This is a genomic window from Roseateles toxinivorans, from assembly GCF_004362525.1.
GTDB classification, from domain to species: Bacteria; Pseudomonadota; Gammaproteobacteria; order Burkholderiales; family Burkholderiaceae_C; genus Paucibacter; species Paucibacter toxinivorans.
The window spans coordinates 781333-800763 of sequence record NZ_SNXS01000002.1; the positions used below are offsets into that span (position 1 = coordinate 781333).

Genomic DNA, 19431 nt, shown 5'->3' on the forward strand with positions numbered 1-19431 from the left:
AGTTGATTCATGAACGAATAGTAGGAAGATTGCCCCCCTTGTGGTCTCATCTGTTTGTCGATCAGAATAAGTAGAACTTATTGAATGGGCGGGCTGATGCAGGACTTGAGAGACGTCAGTGCACGACAGATAGACGTGTTTCGCATGGTCATGCGGCTCGGCACCACCAACCGCGCTGCGGCCGCGCTGCACGTCAGCCAGCCGGCGGTGACGCAGATACTTCAGCAGTTCGAGGCCCGCGCGGGGCTGAAGCTGTTCGAGCGAGCCAGGGGCAAGCTGGTGCCGACGCCGGAGGCCCATGCGCTGATGGAGGAGGTCGAGCGGGTCTATCTGGGGCTGGATGCGGTGCAGCGAAAGATCGCGGCGCTGCAGTCCCACGAAGAAACCGTCTTGAGGGTGGGCGCGCTGCATGCGCTGGCGGCCAGCGTCATGCCCTGGGCCCTGGCCGAATTCCAGCGCAGCTATGCCAGAACCCGCTGCCAGCTGCTGGTGGACAGCTCCAAGGCGCTGCGGGAGGCCCTGTTTCAGGGCGTTGTGGACCTGGCGTTTCTTGGCGATGAGGCCGACACCAGTGGCCTGAACTCCTCGGTCTTCTACGAGGTGCCGGCCGTGTGCGCGATGCCGGCGGCCCATCCGCTGGCGCGCAAGACAGCGTTGCAGATCCATGATCTGCGGGAGGTGCCACTGATCGGCCTGTCGTCGCGTGACCCGGCGCAGCAGCGCCTGGAGTCAGCGTTTGCGCAGGCCGGCATCGCCCCCCGCTTTGCCATTGAAACGCCCTACAGTGCCACCCAGTGCGCGCTGGTGCTGGCCGGCGCCGGCCTGGCGGTGACCAACCCGCTGGTGGCGCGCGAGTACATCGCGCTGGGCCTGCGTTGCGTACCGCTGACGTTCGACCTGACGTTTCGCGCCCTGCTGGCCTTCAATCCCCGCCAGGCTCAATCACGCGCGGCCCAGGAATTTGTAAGCCTGTGCCGCCGCCATATCGCGCGCAATCTGCCTTAGGCCAGCTGTGCAAGTGCCGCCTTGACGATGCTGGCCGCATCCACGCCGAAGAAGGCGCGCAGCGCGGCGCGCGTGTCGCTGCGGCCGAAGCCGTCCGTGCCCAGGGTGAGGTAGTCACGCTCCGCGGGTATGAAGGCGCGCACGCTCTCGGGCACGGCACGCACATAGTCCGTGGCCGCGATGATGGGCCCGCCGCTTTCGAGCAGCAGGCGGGAGATGAAGGGCAGGGGCTGCGAGCAGGCCTGCCCTTCGCGAGCGAGTTCGCTCCAGCTGGTGACGCTGAACACCGTGGCCGAGATGCCCTGTCGGGCCAGCTGCTGCGCGGCCTTGATGACTTCAAGAAGGATCGCCCCGGAACCCATCAAGGTCACTTCACCGGATGCTTGCGCGCCACCTGCCTCATCCGCGGTGCCCACGTAGCTCGCAAACCTGTAGCCCCCTCGAATCACGTCCTGTGCCACGCCGACGGGCAGGCTGGGCTGGGCATAGTTCTCGTTCATCAGGGTGACGTAGTAGAAAACGTCCTGCTGCTCGACCAGCATCTCGCGCATGCCATGGTCGATGATCACGGCCAGCTCGCCGGCAAAGGCCGGGTCATAGGCCTTGCAGTTCGGAATCGTCGCGGCCACCAGATGGCTGCTGCCGTCCTGGTGCTGCAGCCCCTCGCCGCCGAGCGTGGTGCGACCCGAGGTGGCGCCGAGCAGAAAGCCGCGCGCCCGCTGATCGGCGGCCGCCCAGATCTGGTCACCGACGCGCTGAAAGCCGAACATCGAGTAGTAGATGTAGAAGGGCAGCATCGCCAGCCCGTGCACGCTGTAGCTGGTGGCCGCCGCCGTCCAGCTGGCCAGGGCGCCCGCCTCGGAGATGCCCTCCTCGAGAATCTGCCCGTCCATCGCCTCGCGGTAGCTCAGCACCGAGCCGATGTCTTCGGGCGCATAACGCTGGCCCACGCTGGAGTAGATGCCGACCTGCTTGAACAGATTGGCCATGCCGAAGGTGCGGGCCTCGTCGGCCACGATGGGCACCACACGCGGGCCCAGCGCCGGGTCCTTGAGCAGATTGCCCAGCATGCGCACAAAGCCCATCGTCGTGCTCATCTCCTTGCCCTCGGCCTGCAGGGCAAACTGGGCGTAGCTGGCAAGGTCCGGCACCGGTACCTGGGCGCAGTCGGTGTAGCGCCTGGGCAGGTAGCCGCCCAGCTTGTGCCGCTGCGCCTGCAGGTACTGCATTTCCGGGCTGTCGGCCGCCGGCCGGTAGAAGCTCAGTGAGGTGACCTGCTCATCGCTCAGCGGCAGCTGGAAGCGGTTGCGGAACGCGATCAGATCGGTTTCGTCGAACTTCTTCTGGCTGTGCGTCGTCATCTTGCCCTGGCCGGCGCTGCCCATGCCGTAGCCCTTCTTGGTGTGCGCCAGTATCACGGTGGGCTGGCCCCGGTGCTGCGCCGCGGCGGCATAGGCGGCGTGGATCTTCACCATGTCGTGGCCGCCCCGCTTCAGACCGTCGATCTGCTCGTCGGTCATGCCGCGGACCAGGGCCGCCAGCGCCTCGTTCTGGCCGAAGAAGGTCTCGCGGTTGTAGCGCCCGTCCTTGGCGGCAAAGGTCTGCATCTGGCCATCGACGGTGTTGGCAAAGGCCTTGGCCAGTGCGCCGGTCAGGTCCCGCGCAAAGAGGCCGTCCCAGTCGCTGCCCCAGACCAGCTTGATGACATGCCAGCCGGCGCCGGCGAAGAGCTGCTCCAGCTCGTCGATGATGCGGCCATTGCCGCGCACCGGCCCGTCGAGCCGCTGCAGATTGCAGTTGACGACCCACACCAGGTTGTCCAGCTTCTCTCGGGCGGCCAAGGTCAGCGCACTCATGCTCTCGGGCTCGTCCATCTCGCCGTCGCCGAACACGCCCCAGACCTTTCGCGCCGAGCAGTCCAGCAGCTGGCGATGGCTGAGGTAGCGCATGAAGCGTGCGTGGTAGATGGCACTGATCGGGCCTATGCCCATCGAGCCGGTCGGGAACTGCCAGAAGTCCGGCATCAGATAGGGGTGCGGATAGCTGCACAAGCCTCGCGGGCCCTGGGCGCCGTTGGCTGCCGGCGCGGTCAGCTCCTGCCGGTAGTAGCCCAGGTCTTCGGCGCTCAGCCGGCCCTCGAGATAGGCCCGCGCATAGACCCCCGGCGCGCTGTGCGGCTGGAAGAACACCAGGTCGCCCAGCTGCCGGCGCCCGGGTTCGTCGCAGCGGGCATGGAAGAAGTGGTTGTAGCCGGTCTCGAACAGATCGGCCGCGCTGGCATAGCTGGCAATATGGCCCCCCAGTTCGCCATAGGCCTGGTTGGCCCGCACCACCATGGCCAGTGCGTTCCAGCGTATCAGCGACGCCAGGCGTTCTTCCATGTCCAGATCGCCGGGGAAGACCGGCTGCTGATGTTCGGCAATGGTGTTGACGTAGGGTGTGCCGCGGGCGGGCTGCCAGGCGATCTTCGGGTCGCGCCCCATTGCTGCAAGCATGTCGAGCAGCTGGCGTGCACGCTCCGGCCCGGATGCCTGCAGCACCGACGCGAGTGCATCGCGCCATTCGGCGCTTTCCAAGGGGTCTGGATCGGCGGACTCCACCGGGCAGTGGGGGGCAGCTTGCTGATGCATGGGGGTTCGTTGCGAAGGAGTGAAGGGCTCCGCCAATCTAGGGCCAAGTCGGCGGACGTGCTGGCGTGAATGGCCGCAGTTTCAGCCATTCGGCGGCGAAACAGGGATTGGAGCCAAATCCGGGCCGACTGTCGAAATTCATTGAAGTCTGAACCGCGCTCTTGAGCGAATCAACGACTTGCGCGTTTCGTGCGCATTGAAGTCTGTCGCCTCCATTCATTCAAGTCTGAACTTTTCAGGTTCTTTGTCACTTAAGTCTGAACTTCTCCAGAATTGGGGGCCAGGTTTGGCCCTTGATTCTGTGGACGCTAGGCCACCCTCTATGGGCCGTCCCGCTCAAGAACTTGCACCACCTCCTGGGACATCACATCTTGCCCATCGAGCGCACGCAGCGGCAGATGTCATTCGATTGAGCAACCTTATCGGCCCCGGCCAGTCTGATCCCGATGTTCGCTGGGCTGCGGCTCCGCAGCGGTTGCAGTCAGTGGCCATTGCTGTGCGGACTTGCGCTAACTGGTACCAAGCGGTCGTTCGGCTCGGCGATAGACGCCGGCTTGAATGCCGCCACTGCGAGGTATTGCAGTCGTAGGGCGCTCAAATGTCGAATTGCGCCTCGCCTGAGACCGTTTCTCTACTACCGCTGCCTGCTGTCGGTCGGGAGTTCGGCGGCATGGGGTGCTCGATCCCGCAGGTTGTCAGGCCATCGGAACAGCTCGCGGGTGTCTTGCTGACGTTAAAGTCCTAGAGCAGCTGCCGCTTCAGTTCAAGATGTCCATCTGACATCGGCGTTGAATGGAACCACGGTTGAGCCCAGCTAGTTGCGCGCAAAAAGGCACTCCTGCATGCCTACGCCGGGCCTGAGAATGCAACTACCCCAACGACCTCAGGAGCAAGTCGTGAACCGCACACCCAATCAGATGCTGGAGACAGTTGACTCTGCGCGAGCGGTCGCGGAACAACTTCTGATGCGACTATCGACGGAGCGCGGTGTCATGGACGTGGGCGACCTCGCGCACATTCAAACCACAGTCAGGAAGATCGAAGAGCTTCTCGGAGTTGCGGCGGAGTACGAGGAAATTCTTCGCAACCGACTGGAGCGGACCGAGGCCAGGATCGGCAAGGCACCGGTTTAGATGTCGCAGTTACTCCGCACTGTCAGCTTGGCCTGCTCAAAGGCAAGCTCAAAGTGTCTGCAGACTTTGATGCGCCCGTGCCCGACGATATTCTGAACGATTTCGAAGGGCGCCGTCCTGTGAGTTAAAGGCGCTGGCAAAGCAGGTCTGGCTGGCCTGGGATACTGGCAATCGGCAATTACCGCTGCATTGCTGCTCACTGCCAACGGGATGTAGGTTCTAGGCTGGCCGCCGTCCTACGCAGCATGAATCTGAACGGCAACTCCGTGCCGATTCTGTTGAAGAACTCGATTCAGAAGGCCACTCGCCGGAACTCCTTTTCCATGTCACAAGCCGGGCGCGCCTCGCTGGTCCCTACCGAGGCCACGGAAAGGATCAATGCCGCGTTTTCTATCGCAGCACGCCCGGCGGGACGACAGGTGAAGCGGCAACGCCTCTAAAGCCCGATTTGCTCGGGCAACGCAGGCAAATCCGAGTTTTTCAACAGAATATGCCTATAGCCGTCGTCCGGTTTACTGGCCGCATGGCTAGCGGGGACGATCGCCGGGCTGTTGCTTTTGATTTGCTTGGTCGCAGCACGCACACGAGTTCACCTCAGCCGCGTCACTTCCCATTGACCGCTCCAATGCGGCAAGCGGCCGTTCGAAGGCGATACACGCACAGGTCCAGCGGCGTCACGGCCAAACGGCAGCATCTGCGGGTGCTGACCAGACGCTACCGACCCTGAGCCGATATCCCGCGCCCTGATCTCACGGCACGCGAACTGCCGGTCGAGTCCGTAGCTTCAATCTGGGTCACTCCAAGTTGAAAAGCTGGACATGCTAAAAATCTTCTCAGGTGAATTTAGGTTGACAGCATCAATCTCAACAATACCTTCCAGAAGACTGGACCAAGCGAAATCATGGGTCGACAACCACATTTTGCTAGCCTGTCTGACTAACGCAGCGGCGATCGGTCCGATCTTCAAGCTGAATTCGCCCCACCCTTCAACCGACGAGATCCTTGCGATTCGACCGGGCGGCGTGGCCAGTATCACGGGGTGCTGGTCGGAAAGAAAGGTCGGCTGTGCGACACTGAGCCAAATATCGTAATACCCTGCCTTTTGAGCTTTGGTCAAACTATCCCAAGCATCGAGCATATCCTCGTCATCGTAGAACATTGCCGTTTGCCCTTCAACGCTCGCCGCAGAACACCCGTCTATTAAGATCGCGGTCGCGAGCAGTCCATATTTTGGTAGGTCCTTATTCGCTGCATCGTAGATTCGCTGCAACGCGATGGTGTTTGGTATCCCTGTCGGCTCGCGATCTCCCCCAGCCTGGAGGCCCGACGCCAACTCACCTGCATCACTGGGATATTCGATCTTTACGCCTTGAAAGCTTTCGATGTCGAAGCTGCCTCCCATCAACTCATCAACTTCTTCCTTGAAATTTCCCGTGATTATGTAGGGATGGCCATCTGCGCCGAGGGCACTATGTCCTACGTAGTACAGTGCAATAGCATCCAATCCTAGGCTTCTGGCTTCCTCCTTTGCTTCCCGAACGAGTTGGAGCACCTCCTTCTCACTCCAAGTTCGTAGAGCCCGTTTCTGAGATTGCAGCCTTTTTGCGCCGAGTGCTTCAAACACGCCGACCACTGTCTCGATGCTGGCTCGGGCAGCCGGCAGATCACCTAGGTTGGTGCTGCGAAATGATTCAGTACCAAACGCCATAAACCCAACCTTCAGACCAGTTGCGGGTATCAGTCCGTCTGTCTGCACCGAGTCAGGTGCATCCATTGGTTGAAGTTGCACCTCAGTGGGCAGCCCCGGACCAAGGCTTTCGGTTATGTATTTGACAGTCGAAGTTTCATAGGCAACTATCAATCTCTCTTTAGATGTTATTACCAAAGTGCCATCCGGCAACTGCTTTGCACCTCTTGCCTTGGCTTGAGCTAAGAATTCGCTCATTTCCGGCGGCGGCGCCTGGAGGGAAATTATTAGAGAAGCTTCCAGCGCCCGCGTCACAACCTCAGTAGCGATGCCGTTTTTTCTCTGCCGCAGGACGGTCTCATCCTTGAGAAGCAGTGAACGCAGATTCTCCAACCCCTGAGGCACCTCTAGCACGATTGGACTGGTAAGCCTTATCGTGCCCTGTGTTCGGCCTGTTGGCCTTGTTGTGAACTGTGAAGCGCCGAAAACTGCCCAATCTAGATCAGGAAGGTCGAGCACAACTTCGACCGGGGTCGCGCCAGTCGCTGTTTGGGCGCTTGGTCTTATGGTGTCGAATGTGCCGTCGGGTCTGCGGACTAGAAGCGTTCCCGGCAGCCGACCTGCCGCTGGAGGCAAGTTCAAATTAATTCTTTGTGGGGTCGTTTGCAGAATGCGGGATAGCACTTCTTTTGCGTTGGAAGTTCCTGCAGGGGAACGCTGAAGTAATGGGCGAAACTTGGTTTCATAGAAATCGACCACCAGAGAATGAGAAGGGTGCGCTGAGCGATCGGGCTTAACTATGCTGAAGTGATCGGTATCCGGCACGATGCGAAAAGCGCCAAAGTAAGAGGCCGTATCCTCCGCCTTAACGAGGCGTTCACTGTCTAAGAAGCCAAAGAAGCCTTTAATGATGAATTTATTCTCGAATGCGTCGACGCCTGCCATCAACGGAATAGTCTTGTCGTCCACGAGTTTTGAAAAACGGCGGTCCAGATCCATAACCAATTCGCCGTCGCGCGCAAGATTCCCGGCCATGCGATTGCCAAACACTGAGCGAATCGCTTCGAGCCGGTTGCTCCACGCTGACCCCCTGGATGGCGACGCCATCAGAACCAGACCGACCCGCTTGGTTTTGAACTGCTCTCGATGCTTTTCTATCATGTACCGCACCACAAGCCCGCCGGTGCTGTGCGCGATAAAGACGATGTTGGACTTGCGTAGCACTGCCTCTTCGCCCTTAGGGCCTGTCGAGCGGAGAGATTGAAGCAGATCGTCCGCTGCTTGAGGGACGTCATAGATGCTGCTTGAGGGGGCCGTGTAGTAGCCGCCGAGATATATGGCGGGGGCAACACCGTTTTCGTGGAATCTCGTGTCCGATCCGAGAAGTTGCGGCCAAAAGGTTCCATTCTCTGCCGTGAATGCCTCGGTTGAGTTCGAAAATAATCCATGCACAAAAACGAAAGCCGTATTGCCACTCGTTTCCTTGAACCATCGTGTATTTTCGGTGCGCTGAGCGCTTGCACTGCCGATAGCAAATGCAAATGCACCCAAACCGAACACGATTTGGAAGGATAGGCGAGCAAACCCTCGCCGAATTTTGTTTGTAAGACTCATGGCTGACCGTGCTCGCGTGTGAGTAATCTTTGTCGCCCTCGGCCCCGCGGACAGGGCCAAGATTGCTGGCGGTCGGCGCTCGGGCTGCTTCCCGTCAACTTCAGATAGTGCAATGCCACGTGGCTGCTGTGAAGTGGCATGAACGAGCATTTGGCCGAACGAAGGATGCGGCGCTCCGCTGAAGGCGTCCTTTCTATACATCAGGCGCCGTTGGACCAAGTTGGCTCCAAGACGGCGGCCCGCCGCTGAGAGTCAGCGCATCTGATCGGAAACGAAGTGCCGTAGAAGGGCCCTTAAGAACGCCGCCTGTGCAGGTTACATGGGGCGCGCGCTGCGTTGCGGTGGTCGAAGTTGGGGGCGGGTGATCGGCCTGCGAACACGTCGGTGTCGCAGCAAGCTGCCGGTTTCCAAGGGCTGCTCATGATCGAAGCAGCCGCTGAGGCCGCCAGACTCGAATTACCCTGATCAGCCTGTTGCTGTCGCGGAACTGCAGCAATAGTTGCGGGCGCACCTCTGCGCCGACGCTAGCAGCGACACCACGCGCATATTCGGGCATCCGCCGGGTCAGTCGGGCAATAGCCGGTGAAGCCCGACTCCAGCGGACACTAGTGTGGTGATGGTTCTGACACAGACCTGGTCGCAAACACGAAGCACCTCGTCCGCCTTGAACGCGTCGTTATGAATTAGCTGGAGACTCCGGCAGTACTTTGAGCCGGTGTCGAGTGCGAAAATCAGGTCAGGGTGTGCCTGTGCTCATTTAGAGCACGACGACGCCGCGGCCGTCGTGTTTCTCTTGTCCGTAGAGACCAAGCAGTTGGTTGACCATCGGCTGGATGCCGCGCTGCTGTTTGGTATTCATGGGAGCGCCTCGAAGTCGCCCAGCAATTCGTCCAACTTTGCCTTGTGGGCCTTCGCCGCAGCGTGGTCCGGGATTCGCCAATCCGGGAAGCAGCAGCTGAACCCGTGGAGGTCGCCGGCCTTGGCCATGCACGCGGTCGCGCATTGCGTCCCGGGCGCAGCGTGTGAAGCCTCAAGTGAGACTACGACGGCAATGACGGCTCGTCCTCGGCGCTGACCTATTCGTCGTTGAAGCCGCCTGCGAATGCCGGATACAGGAGATTGTTCCGGGTCAGACTGCGCGGCAAGATCAGAGCCGCTTCCTCGGCTGTACAGGCATGTCTTCAGAAATGCTGACCCCGCGTAGGAATCGCCCCTTCAGCTCGGGATCGAAAACGCCAACACCGTTGCGGCGGTCTTTGTCCATCAGGCGCTCAAAGTCTGGGCTACCAAACTCGCGCCCGACAGGACGCATGTTGTCCCAAAGCCAGTCTTCGTCTGCGCCGCTCGCGATCCTTCCAAGCAGTGATCGGCAGAGGGCAATCTTTCGCTTTCGCATGGAAGTCATTCAGTGCCTCACTGGATCATGGCGTCTTCTCGCCGAAGCCCTGCCCGTCAACGCAACCCAGTGCTTCGCCTTCGGCTGCTGTCGAAGCTGACCCCCCGTCGCGAACTTCACGGCGGACTTTGGCGCAGCAACGACCACACTGAATTCACCTTCGCGCCTACGTGATTTCTGAAGACTCCAATTGTTCCCTGAGCCCGAGTTGGCGCTGGCGCTCCGAAATACTGAAGTATTGGGCATCAACAGCTATTGCTGACTAATTTTAGTCACATTCGAATCGCAAGTGACCTTCATGGCGTTCGCCATTGGCAAAATTGCGTGATTTCACATCATTCGGGCATATGCCGGATTAGTCGGGCATGAAGTATCGATGCCCGAATATCAGCGCGCACTTTCTTATAGTACTAATTTGCGCCATTCGGGGATCGAGACTAATATCGCGGCCAGTCAATCCCGGCTGCGTGAGCTATTCGTCACATCTCTGTACATGGTGGTATGAATTGGTATGGCTAAGTTCAATAGCAGTGATTTGACACGTGTTCGCGACGAGTTCTACATGCGTGGTCTGTCGGTCGCCGCATGGGCTCGGGATCACAGCTTTGATCCGAACTTGGTCTATCAAGTGCTTAGCGGGCGCTGCCATGCACAGCGAGGCGTCTCACACGAAATCGCGCTTGCCTTGGGGCTCAAGACCCAATGCAAGCAGGGCAATTTAAGTAAGGAAGTACCAACATCTAAGGAGATGGAGATGTAGAAAAGAAAACGCCGACCGATCTTTCGAAGGGTCGGCGTGGGGTCGTAGAACGACCGTAGGCAACGTAAGTTTCTACCTCCCCGTGCCCCCCGTCAAGTCCCCGGCAATCGCCGGGGTGGATATTTTTTTGCCTGTTCGGGGATATGAAGCCAGCTCGCCAAATCATTACGACGTCACCGCATCGGTCGGTAGGGGCCGTGCATGCATCTTGGCTTCAGGATGACCCTATCCATCACGAGTCATTTCTGGAGAAGGGCGGCATTGAGATACTGCTGTTGATGCCGATGGCGGCGCACATTAAATCTCAGCCAATTAAGTTGATCTATGTGTCGGAAGGTAAGGAGCGCACCCACTACCCAGACTTCCAGGTGCGACTCAAGGACGGGCGTCACATCATCGTGGAGGTCAAGCCCTCGGTTTTTGTGGACGAACACCGGCACAAGTTCAACAGTTGTTCCGCGCAGTTGGCCCGCGCTGGGATTGAGTACTACGTCTGTACCGAAAAGTCCTTAGACGCAGAGCGTGTGGGTCGCGCGGAAAACCTGCGAGACCAAGCTAGGCGCGCCGCACCATCGGATGAGTTGGCCGAACTGCTGCATGCGGTGCGCTTGGGCGGGCATCTCTTGATTGCTGACGCACTCGCGCAGGGGTTCAACCCTCAAGTGATTGGTCACGCAGTTGGACGTCGGCTATTGACGGTTGGCCCCAGCCTAGAGCTCTCCCCAACGAACAGGCTCAGACTCATGGAGAACGAGGATGGGCACTTACGTTGTAGCGATTGGATTGGTAGTCCGCCATGGGGAGCGCACGTGGCGATTTGAGCGAGAGGTCAACGACGCGGCAAAGACGCTTGTCTTCGTCGATCAGGTCACGGGCGCACCGCGAACGATGACCTTGGCTACGTTGCAGCGCGACGTGCTCGCCAAGCGCTTGGTCGTTGTCACTGGTGAAAGCCCAACGCTGGCCAGCCCGACGGCTCGGCCGGTCAGCTTGGTCACGACCCTGGAAGATATCGCCCCGAAGCATCGAGCGGAGATCTCCCGCCGCCGCGCCTACATCACGTATCTGCACCGCCAAGGGCTGACTCGCGGCCAACGTCGCCAAATCGCTGCGGCAATTCGCAAGCTTCAGGGCAAAGTTCCCATGCAGGCCGATGTCCAGGATGGCAAGCCGGACAACTCAGTGCCATCGACGTCAACGGTGATGGAATGGATGCGTCGATGGGACCTGAGTGGTGGAAGTGTCGCCGCGCTCATGAACCGTGCCGCGAATCGGCGATCAAGCCGGCGGGTTCATCCGTCAGTGCTGTCGACGGGTCGTGAGTTCATCCGCACTCACTACTGTCAGCAGACACGCCCCCCGCTGGCGGAAACCAAGCTGTTCGTTGATCGAAAGCTCGAGGCGCTGGCTGCGGCGCAGCAGATCCCGCAGGCGGCCGCCCAAATCAGCATGTCGACACTACAACGGCTCGCGAAGGAGATTGATCCCTTCGCGCTTGATCTCGCCCGGTACGGACCCAGCTACGCAAACAACGAGTGGCGCTATTCACTTGAGGGCATCAATGCAGCCCGAGTGATGCAACGCTACGAAATCGATCACACCATTGTCGATGTGGTGGTCATCAGCGATGCTAACGGCATGCCGCTCGGGCGTCCGACGATTACTGTTGTCGTTGACTCGCACAGCGGCTATGTCTGCGGGTTCTTCATCAGTTTCTGGGGGACAGGACTTGCATCGACGCTCTCTGCCCTCAAGGTTGCAATCTCCCCTAAGGGCGATCTGACGGAGGGTCAGGGACTGTCAAACCCGTGGTTGGCCTACGGCATTCCGATGATGTTCGTGGTTGACAACGGGTTGGAGTTCCACTCGCCGCAGTTCCATTCGGTGGCCATGCACCTCAACGCCGACTTGCTGTTCTGCGCAGTTCGCCGGCCATGGTTGAAGCCATTTGTGGAGCGAACCCTTGGCTCCTATTTGCGGTACTTGCCGGCGGCCGGCCGCGTCGAGAAGCCCAAGACCAATTACCTGCCGCTGAAGCCGGACAAGACTGCTGTTGTTACCTTCGGCGCCCTGTGCACCGGCTTGCTCAAAGCCTTTGTCGACATCCTCCCGATCGAGATCAATCAACGTAGTCTTTCCCTGCCCTTCGACAAGTTTGGTGATGGGATGGCAAAGCTGCTCCCCCCCGCGCTGCCGACAAGCACAGAAGAACTGGACATCATCGTTGCTGCCAGCAAGTCGTTGACCGTCACCGGCGAGGGGGTCGTGTCTGACTATCTCCGCTACAACTCGCTGGAACTCAAGGATCTGTGGCGGGCGACGCGCAGTACGTTCAAGACAGTCGTCAAGTTCAACCCCGAGGATCTCAGCTACGTGCATGTGCAGGACCCTCGGACCAAGGGATGGCTGCGAGTTCCCAGCTGCCTGCCTGAGTACACCGACGACCTTTCCCTGGTGCAGCACAGGGCGATCAGGGAGCGGATTAAAGGCGAGCTGGACAGACGAAAGATTCCGGAATTGCTGGTCGCATCCAAGTTGGAGCTGCTTGACATGTGGAGCGCGCAGGCCGTGAGCGGCAAGCGCTTGAAACAGGCGCAGCTGCGCGCTCTAGGAGGCCTGACCTCGGCACATGTCTACCGGCCACCGGGGCGGGAAACGCCTTCAGCAACACCGCCCAAGACACGGATGATTTCCGTCAGTGAGATGGAAGTGCCCGCATTTCAGATTCCGGCGTTCGATACCCTTTCCTTCAATGGGGGGCGCCATGTTTGAGCTTGACGCCGACATTGACACCGACGAGTTTGAGCGCAAAGTCGCAGAGCGTCGCCAGAAGACCTATAGCCCCGACGCGATCCGGCGCGGCTCGGAAATCGACGTGGCCATCGTCCTTCATGGATCGTTCCAGGCGGCTCTGGGGGCCGCAGATCGCGTATTTCAACTTGGCACTGCACTCAGCGTTCCAGCCGGCCTGCGCCTCATCGGGCCGCCCGGGTCTGGGAAGACAACCCTTCTCCGCTACTACGCTGATTCGGTCCCACGCAGCGCACTGTTTGATCGAGGTTTGGGCGCGATCAGAATCCGACTGCGCAAGCGGCCGTCGCTCGGCCATACAGTCGAATCCGTGCTGAGAGCGTTGCGGCATCCCTTCCCGAAAGTCAGTAGTCAGACGGTCGGGATGAAGCGAGACATCTCGATTGATGCGCTCAAGCAGAGGCGTACGCACCTCCTGCTCGTCGACGAGGCGCACAACCTATGCAGTCGTGCGGGCGGGTGGCGGGCAGGCAGTGATGAGGGCAACGAAACCACTGAATATCTGCGAGAAATCATGGATGCGCAGATCGGTTTGATTCTGGCGGGTGGCACCGGACTGGAGCAGCTGCAGGAGCGTGACAAGTATCTCCACAGCCGCTGCGCCGCCAAAGCCACGCTCGGCGACTTTGCCCTCGATAACGCCTGGGCCGGCATCGTGCATGGCTTGGCGGGGCACAACCAACATCATTGCTTGAAGTTCCTCACCGACTCGCGGCAGATTGTGTTGCTTCATCGAGCAACTCGGGGCAACTTGCGCACGCTGAAGATGCTCGTGGTTGAAGCCATCTTGATCGCGGCCGACTCAAGCCGAAGCGACTTGTGTGCCGCCGACTTGCGAAGTGGCTTTGGCCTTGCATTGAACGGGCTCGTTGACATTGCCAATCCGTGGGGTGCATAGATGCTGCCCCTCCCGATGACAAAGCCGCCGGAACGGGCCGAATCGGCCTCCGGATACATGCTTCGCTTGCTGAGCTTGAACGGTGTCGGCGTCAGGGAGGCGCTAGCGCTGTGCCGGGCTACGCGCCGTAGGGTTCCGCAAGCTGCTGATACAGATCTGCTCTCCGGCCTCGCTGGCATATCTGCGGAGTGGTTCGACCATCGGACGCCAAGACCCTATGTCCGAGATCAGTGGAATGAGGTTGCCTTGTTCGGGTTCACCTGGAGAGACGCGTGGCTGTTGCGCGGTTTCCGCCAACAGGTGTGTCCACTGTGTATTCGTGAGCAAGGCATTGCTCGGCTGGAGTGGGACTTGGTCGCCTATCCGGTGTGTCACATCCACGGAATTGTTCTGCAAGACGCTTGCCGAATCTGCGGAAAAGGCCTCAGTCCCAATCGCCCCGCGCTGGACGTTTGCGGTTGTGGTGGCTACTTCGCCGCTCGTGATAACGAGACAAGCGCTGCTACCCCATCCGTGAAGGCATGGACGGTATGGCTCTCGCAGCAATTGCTGGCGGACGCCGGCATCGCCCAACAGAGCGGCTTGCTGCCATTCGCCCCCCAGCTCCATGGCGCGAGCCCGGACGGCGCCTACCGGCTGATTTGTGCCTACGCGGGCGGGGCAAAGGCCTTTCGTGGAGAACTGATCCTCGCGGGCAGGCCGTGGCTCAGTAGCCATCAAGTCAGTCGTTTGATCGCTCAAGGGTTAGATGCCCTACATGCGGCGGCAGGAGGCGCCCAGACTTCGATAGGTCTGGGGAGCGGCACGCCGTATGCGCTTGCTGAACAGGCGGTTGCGGGCATCACTGCATGGGATCGCGCTGTTGCCTCCCGCGAAATGCTCCGCTTGAGGCTCGGGCGACGCTGGCGCAATGCGCTGCCTCGATGCCCGAGTCAGCAAGAGCTGTTTGCGGACGTATCGTGAGCATGCCAAACATGGTGAGACACGATAAGAGGCCGGACAGCAATGGTATGAAACGCGGGCTCTGTCCGTTGCTTGGAGATTCACTGTGTTGTTGACCAAGGTCCGTCAATTGGCTTATGTGCCGACAGCGGCGCAAGGCGAGTCGCCCAGTTCCTGGATCACTCGCGCCGCGCTTTCGCAGGGCGTCCGTATCCGTGCATTCACGAACTTCCTGGGATGGAAATTCGCGTATGACTGGGACCAGGACATCCTTTTCACCCGGGCATTTGGTCATGAGGTAGCGACGATGCCTGAGCTCGTCGGATTGAGTGAGGCGACCAACTTGATCAGCGCGCTCCTTGTGGCGAGGGCGTTTCGAGGATCGCACCTGCTCTATAGAAGCAGCGGCGCGGGTCGATCAGCCCCTTTCTCACGATACTGCGTGGAATGCTTGGAGGAGGCCGTGTCGCCGTTCTTCAGGGTGCAATGGCGCTTTCAGAACTGGAGATACTGCCCTAAGCATGAGTGCCTGCTGGAAGACGCTTGCCCCAGTTGTGGCATTCCTCCTTGCCTTCCAATCAGCATGATGTGTGCGAAGCGGCAAGGCGGCATCCTCAGAAGCCTCAAGCATTGCGGAAAGTGCGGGCTGTTGCTTACCAAGCTAGCACCCGTCACGCTGCAGCAAGCAAGGCTCGCAGGCATCTCCGATGCGGATCTAGCCACCATGCAAAGAGTCCAAGCTCATATCGAAGAAATCTCCCATTCCGGATCTTCCGACGCGGACTTGCCTCATCGCATGTCGGCGCGGAAGCCGGAAGTCTTCGTCGAGTCTTTTTCCATGCCAAGCACGATCATCGACGCCACACAAGCGCGACGCAGGCTTGGCCTGCTGCCGCCAGTCGCGATGCCTGCGGTTTATCCATACCCGGTTGCAGACAGATAGAGATTCCGTGCCCGGGCCATTCGCCCGAATCGACATGTTGAACAGCAACGAAATGCTTCAAGCGCATGTGCGAAAGCGGAGACCGGTCCATGCTGGCGCAGGCCCACCGGGGACTGCAGAAGGTAGACCGACCCGGCAAATGCCCGAATGGCGACGTATCGAACAAGGGAACGCTGGTCAACGGGCAATCGTTGGCTGACCACAGCGCCTGCGCAGCGGTATTAGTATCCCGCGGCGATGTCCATCGCTATCCGGCCAACCCGGCATTTGCCCGAATAGATGCCGGCTCTGCGCCGTTGCTCGTTGCTTCGTCAAATGCACTCGTTACCTTTTGCCGATTGCTGCCAAGCGAAGCAGAGCGCCTTGGCGTCGTGCAGCGCATGGTGATCGCGGCGACCGTTAAGCCGCCAATACTCTTCAATGTCGCGCGGATCGATGCTCGATCTGATCGACTGGCCCCTTATCCAGTCGGGCACCTTCAAGGTGTCCTCGTCGCGGGCCAGATAGGTGAATAGCTCCCAATCAGTTGGATGGTCGACGCTGACAAGCACCTGGCCGGCATGTTCGAACTTCGCCAACCACGCTTTGAGCCGGGTAGAAAGCTCGGCCTCGGTGCAAATTGCTGCCTGCTCGGAGCCAAGCAGGGGCAACACGGCCACGCGGCAGAAATCACTGCACTGCGCGAGATCGGCGTCGCTCCGCTCAGCGTAGAACTCCTGGCCATCTTCGGTCACGATGCCGATAGACAGCAACTCGCAATGCAGCAAGTCGGTGAATTCGGTATCGAGAAACAAATGCATGGGCGCAGTATCGTATTTGAAATAAGTGGCGATGACCTGCATAGGGTTCGACCCCAGGGCACATTTGATGGACAAACGCAAATAATCCTCCGACACAAGCGCCGCGGCAAGTAGCCCAATCCTCTAGTGGCTAATCTTCGACGCGCAGCTCAGGAGGATTCATGTCTGCACTGGCCGCTGAGGCGCCTCCGGCGCCAAGCAAGCAATCGATGTCGGTCGATGCTACTGAGGAAGCTATTGAAAGCCTTACTCCTGAGTTGGTAATTGCGCTCTGCGGTCCGATCGGATCGCCACTCCACGAGACAGCGACTCAGATTGAAAACACCTTGCGTGAATTCAACTACAAGACCGAGACTGTTCGCCTGAGCAATCTGATTCGGCTGAATGCCAAGAAGGTAAGCAAGGCCATTGATACCTCTTCAAAATTTCGGGAGATCAAGGCGCTCATTGAGATTGGCGACCAGCTCCGTGACCAGTACGGCAGCGACGTGCTGGCAAAGCTTGCGATCGCCAAGATCGGCGCAGACCGAAAGAAGAGCTATGGCGCGTTCGAGGATGTGGCAGCCGAGGGCGCCAAGCCGAACGACCAGAAAATTCGCAACCAACGCATTTGCCACGTCATTGACTCGATAAAAAACAAGGCCGAGCTAGATCTGCTGCGGTTGATTTATGGAGACGCACTATTCGCAGTAGGAGTCTTTTCCCCTCTTGAGCTTCGCAAGATCAACTTGGAGCGTCCGGGTAAGCTCTCAAAAGATGAAATCGGCCTGTTGATTGATACCGATTCAGGAGAGGAATTTGCTCATGGCCAGTCCGTTCGGGATACCTTCCCGCGATGCGACTTCTTCCTCAGAGTTGACCATGCAGTGGTTGGCCCTTCAGAGCCAAAAGCGGTTGGGCAGCTAAACGAGCGAATTCGCCGTTTTTTCGATCTGATTTTTAGAACCGCAGTTGTCACTCCCTCCGCTGAAGAGAGTGCTATGTACGCTGCAGCCTCTGCCGCAAGAAATTCAGCTTGCATGTCTCGCCAGGTGGGTGCCGCGGTGACAAGCTCGACTGGCGAGTTGCTAGCCGTTGGATGGAATGATGTACCGCAAAGCGGCGGCGGCCTGTATGGCATGAAGCCGATCGCTGCAAGAATCGTTCAGCAAGCTCAAGCGGAAGACCAACGCTGCTTCGCGCAGACCGGAAGGAAGTGTCGAAATGATGAGGAAAAGAGTGCCATAGCTGATAAGGTCGTCGAGAGCTTGATACAGGGGGGCGTCCTGTCTGCCGAGTCCAAGGAGGCGGCGATCGATGCCATTCTTGGTGACACTCGGGTCAAGGATCTGATTGAGTTTTCCCGCGCCGTGCATGCTGAGATGCATGCGATCCTGGGCGCAAGCAGAGTTGCGGGCGACCGAGTGGTAGGGGGCAGTATCTACGTGACCACCTATCCGTGCCATTCCTGCGCCAGGCATTTGGTCGCAGCAGGCATTGCCGAAGTTCACTACATCGAGCCATACCGCAAGAGTCTTGCGACACGACTCCACGAGGACGCTCTCACCGAATCCACTGATGCCCAGGGCAAAGTCCAGGTACGGCAGTTCGACGGTATCGCGCCACGTCGCTTCATCGAGATGTTCGAAGGAGGCTCTCGGAAGAAGGCGGGAGTGTTAGCATTGAAAAGTCGGATCCAGGCGATCCCCCTGACCCAGGTCAGCCTTAAGGCTATTCCTCGGCTCGAAGAGGTGGTAGTCGCAGAAATCGAGACCAAGGACCTTCAGCTCCACAGTCTTCTTCCGAGTGAGATTAACGATGGCAAAGCCCCAGGACAAGACAACACAGCAGCTTGAGTTGCGGCTGCTCGTGGATATCAATGGCCGGACTGGCACTATCGGTGCCGTCGCAGCAACCGATGTCGTAGAGGGACGCTCTGAGGTAGCTCTGGACCAAGCTGCATCCGATAGAGACATGGATGTCTACAAGCAGATGTCCGGGAATTACTTCAGCAGCCTTCAGAAGGTGTGAGTGCTCGCATTCATGTAAAAAACGCCGGCAATGCTGGCGTTTTTCGTTTCAGCTCGTTCCCGGTACAGCGTCGAATCCCAGATCTACCGGCCTCGCCGGTAGAGTTCGAACGACGCCATTCCCCAAAGACAATTCTGGGGCGATTCATCCATCGAAACCTACTCGATCGAACGCTACAGGATACGTGAGGTAGAGCCCGCATGCCGCTGAGCTGGAGCGAGATACGAACAAGAGCTTTTGTGACGCCTTCTTCCATGCCTCCTAACCCGCAAGGGGTGCTAAAAGACTGATTTTGAGCCAGAAGCCATAACAAATAAAGGGAGTGGATTGACATGACTAAGCATAGAGCTGGGGTTGTAGTCGTTGGTGATACCGTGACCGTTGTGCTCGCAGAATTGCCAACCGACACCAGCTCGCCAGTCAGCATCATTTCGGACAGCAACTGGGTCCTTCAGAAGGGCGATCGCGGTCCCGCGCTAGCCGTACTGCATCAACGATGCGCCGACTTCTTCCGCCAGAATGCGGTCGATTCAGTCGTTGTCAAGGCGAGCGCTGTCCCCCAGGGCTCTGTGAAGCTTGCAGTGCTGGAGAGCGCGGAAGTCAGGGGTGTGATCATCGCCGCGGCGTCGTCGGCGACGAAGGTTTCTTGCTTGTCAAAGGCTGTCATCAGCCGAACGTACGGCAACCGAAAGGTTGACGAGTACCTGAAGGATGACGGGTTCTGGGGAGAACAGACGATCGGAGAGAAGCTGAAGAAGTCCAGCCGTGAGGCCGCGATGCTTATCCTTGCGACGAGGTGAAT

At 59.2% G+C, this 19431-nt stretch carries 14 protein-coding genes; 10 read left to right on the top strand and 4 right to left on the bottom strand.

Going from position 1 to position 19431, the window contains the following annotated elements; translation table 11 throughout:
• Positions 1-84: 84 nt before the first annotated feature.
• A complete protein-coding gene (locus tag DES47_RS09345; RefSeq protein ID WP_243748234.1) occupies positions 85-1005 on the top strand; it encodes a LysR family transcriptional regulator in 921 nt (306 codons plus the stop codon).
• On the opposite strand, the gene mdeB is transcribed toward DES47_RS09345, so the two are convergent.
• Positions 1002-3635 (bottom strand): alpha-ketoglutarate dehydrogenase, encoded by a 2634-nt coding sequence (gene mdeB / locus DES47_RS09350; RefSeq protein ID WP_133700396.1) that lies wholly within the window; start codon positions 3633-3635, stop codon positions 1002-1004. The genes DES47_RS09345 and mdeB overlap by 4 nt on opposite strands.
• Positions 3636-4531: 896 nt before the next feature.
• Here mdeB and DES47_RS09355 point away from each other — a divergent pair.
• On the top strand, positions 4532-4768 hold the full coding sequence (locus DES47_RS09355) for a hypothetical protein (RefSeq protein ID WP_133700397.1): 237 nt from the start codon (positions 4532-4534) through the stop codon (positions 4766-4768).
• Between the two features lie 784 nt (positions 4769-5552).
• On the opposite strand, the gene DES47_RS09360 is transcribed toward DES47_RS09355, so the two are convergent.
• Both DES47_RS09360 and DES47_RS28690 read right to left on the bottom strand, forming a co-directional pair.
• Entirely contained in the window at positions 5553-8069 is a 2517-nt protein-coding gene (locus DES47_RS09360; protein WP_166651928.1) for a lipase family alpha/beta hydrolase, read from the bottom strand.
• 1147 nt (positions 8070-9216) lie between these two features.
• The gene (locus DES47_RS28690; RefSeq protein WP_166651929.1) at positions 9217-9465 is read right to left on the bottom strand and encodes a hypothetical protein; all 249 of its coding nucleotides are present in this window, start codon (positions 9463-9465) and stop codon (positions 9217-9219) included.
• A gap of 511 nt (positions 9466-9976) precedes the next feature.
• Here DES47_RS28690 and DES47_RS09365 point away from each other — a divergent pair.
• The 6 genes from DES47_RS09365 to DES47_RS09390 all read left to right on the top strand — a co-directional run bounded on the left by DES47_RS09365 (position 9977) and on the right by DES47_RS09390 (position 15819).
• Positions 9977-10225: a DNA-binding protein gene (locus tag DES47_RS09365; protein ID WP_133700399.1), complete on the top strand. Its 249-nt coding sequence runs from the start codon at positions 9977-9979 to the stop codon at positions 10223-10225.
• A gap of 143 nt (positions 10226-10368) precedes the next feature.
• The gene (locus DES47_RS09370; RefSeq protein ID WP_133700400.1) at positions 10369-11046 is read left to right on the top strand and encodes a TnsA endonuclease N-terminal domain-containing protein; all 678 of its coding nucleotides are present in this window, start codon (positions 10369-10371) and stop codon (positions 11044-11046) included.
• Positions 10982-12997 carry an integrase catalytic domain-containing protein gene (locus DES47_RS09375; protein WP_133700401.1) on the top strand — a complete coding sequence of 672 codons (2016 nt, stop codon included), beginning with the start codon at positions 10982-10984 and terminating at the stop codon, positions 12995-12997. The genes DES47_RS09370 and DES47_RS09375 overlap by 65 nt, the downstream gene beginning before the upstream one ends.
• The gene (locus DES47_RS09380) at positions 12990-13934 is read left to right on the top strand and encodes an AAA family ATPase (protein ID WP_166651930.1); all 945 of its coding nucleotides are present in this window, start codon (positions 12990-12992) and stop codon (positions 13932-13934) included. The genes DES47_RS09375 and DES47_RS09380 overlap by 8 nt, the downstream gene beginning before the upstream one ends.
• 15 nt (positions 13935-13949) lie before the next feature.
• Entirely contained in the window at positions 13950-14897 is a 948-nt protein-coding gene (locus DES47_RS09385; protein WP_279537330.1) for a TniQ family protein, read from the top strand.
• Between the two features lie 85 nt (positions 14898-14982).
• A complete protein-coding gene (locus DES47_RS09390) occupies positions 14983-15819 on the top strand; it encodes a TniQ family protein (RefSeq protein ID WP_208114942.1) in 837 nt (278 codons plus the stop codon).
• Positions 15820-16130: 311 nt separating this feature from the next.
• Here DES47_RS09390 and DES47_RS09395 read toward each other — a convergent pair whose 3' ends face one another.
• Positions 16131-16661, bottom strand: coding sequence for a 3'-5' exonuclease family protein (locus tag DES47_RS09395; protein ID WP_133700405.1), 531 nt, complete (start codon positions 16659-16661; stop codon positions 16131-16133).
• Positions 16662-16780: 119 nt separating this feature from the next.
• Between DES47_RS09395 and DES47_RS09400 the strand changes: the two genes are divergently transcribed.
• Both DES47_RS09400 and DES47_RS09405 read left to right on the top strand, forming a co-directional pair.
• The gene (locus tag DES47_RS09400) at positions 16781-18454 is read left to right on the top strand and encodes an anti-phage dCTP deaminase (RefSeq protein ID WP_133700406.1); all 1674 of its coding nucleotides are present in this window, start codon (positions 16781-16783) and stop codon (positions 18452-18454) included.
• A gap of 549 nt (positions 18455-19003) precedes the next feature.
• Positions 19004-19429, top strand: a complete 426-nt coding sequence (locus DES47_RS09405) for a hypothetical protein (RefSeq protein WP_208114943.1) — start codon at positions 19004-19006, stop codon at positions 19427-19429.
• Positions 19430-19431 lie beyond the last annotated feature (2 nt).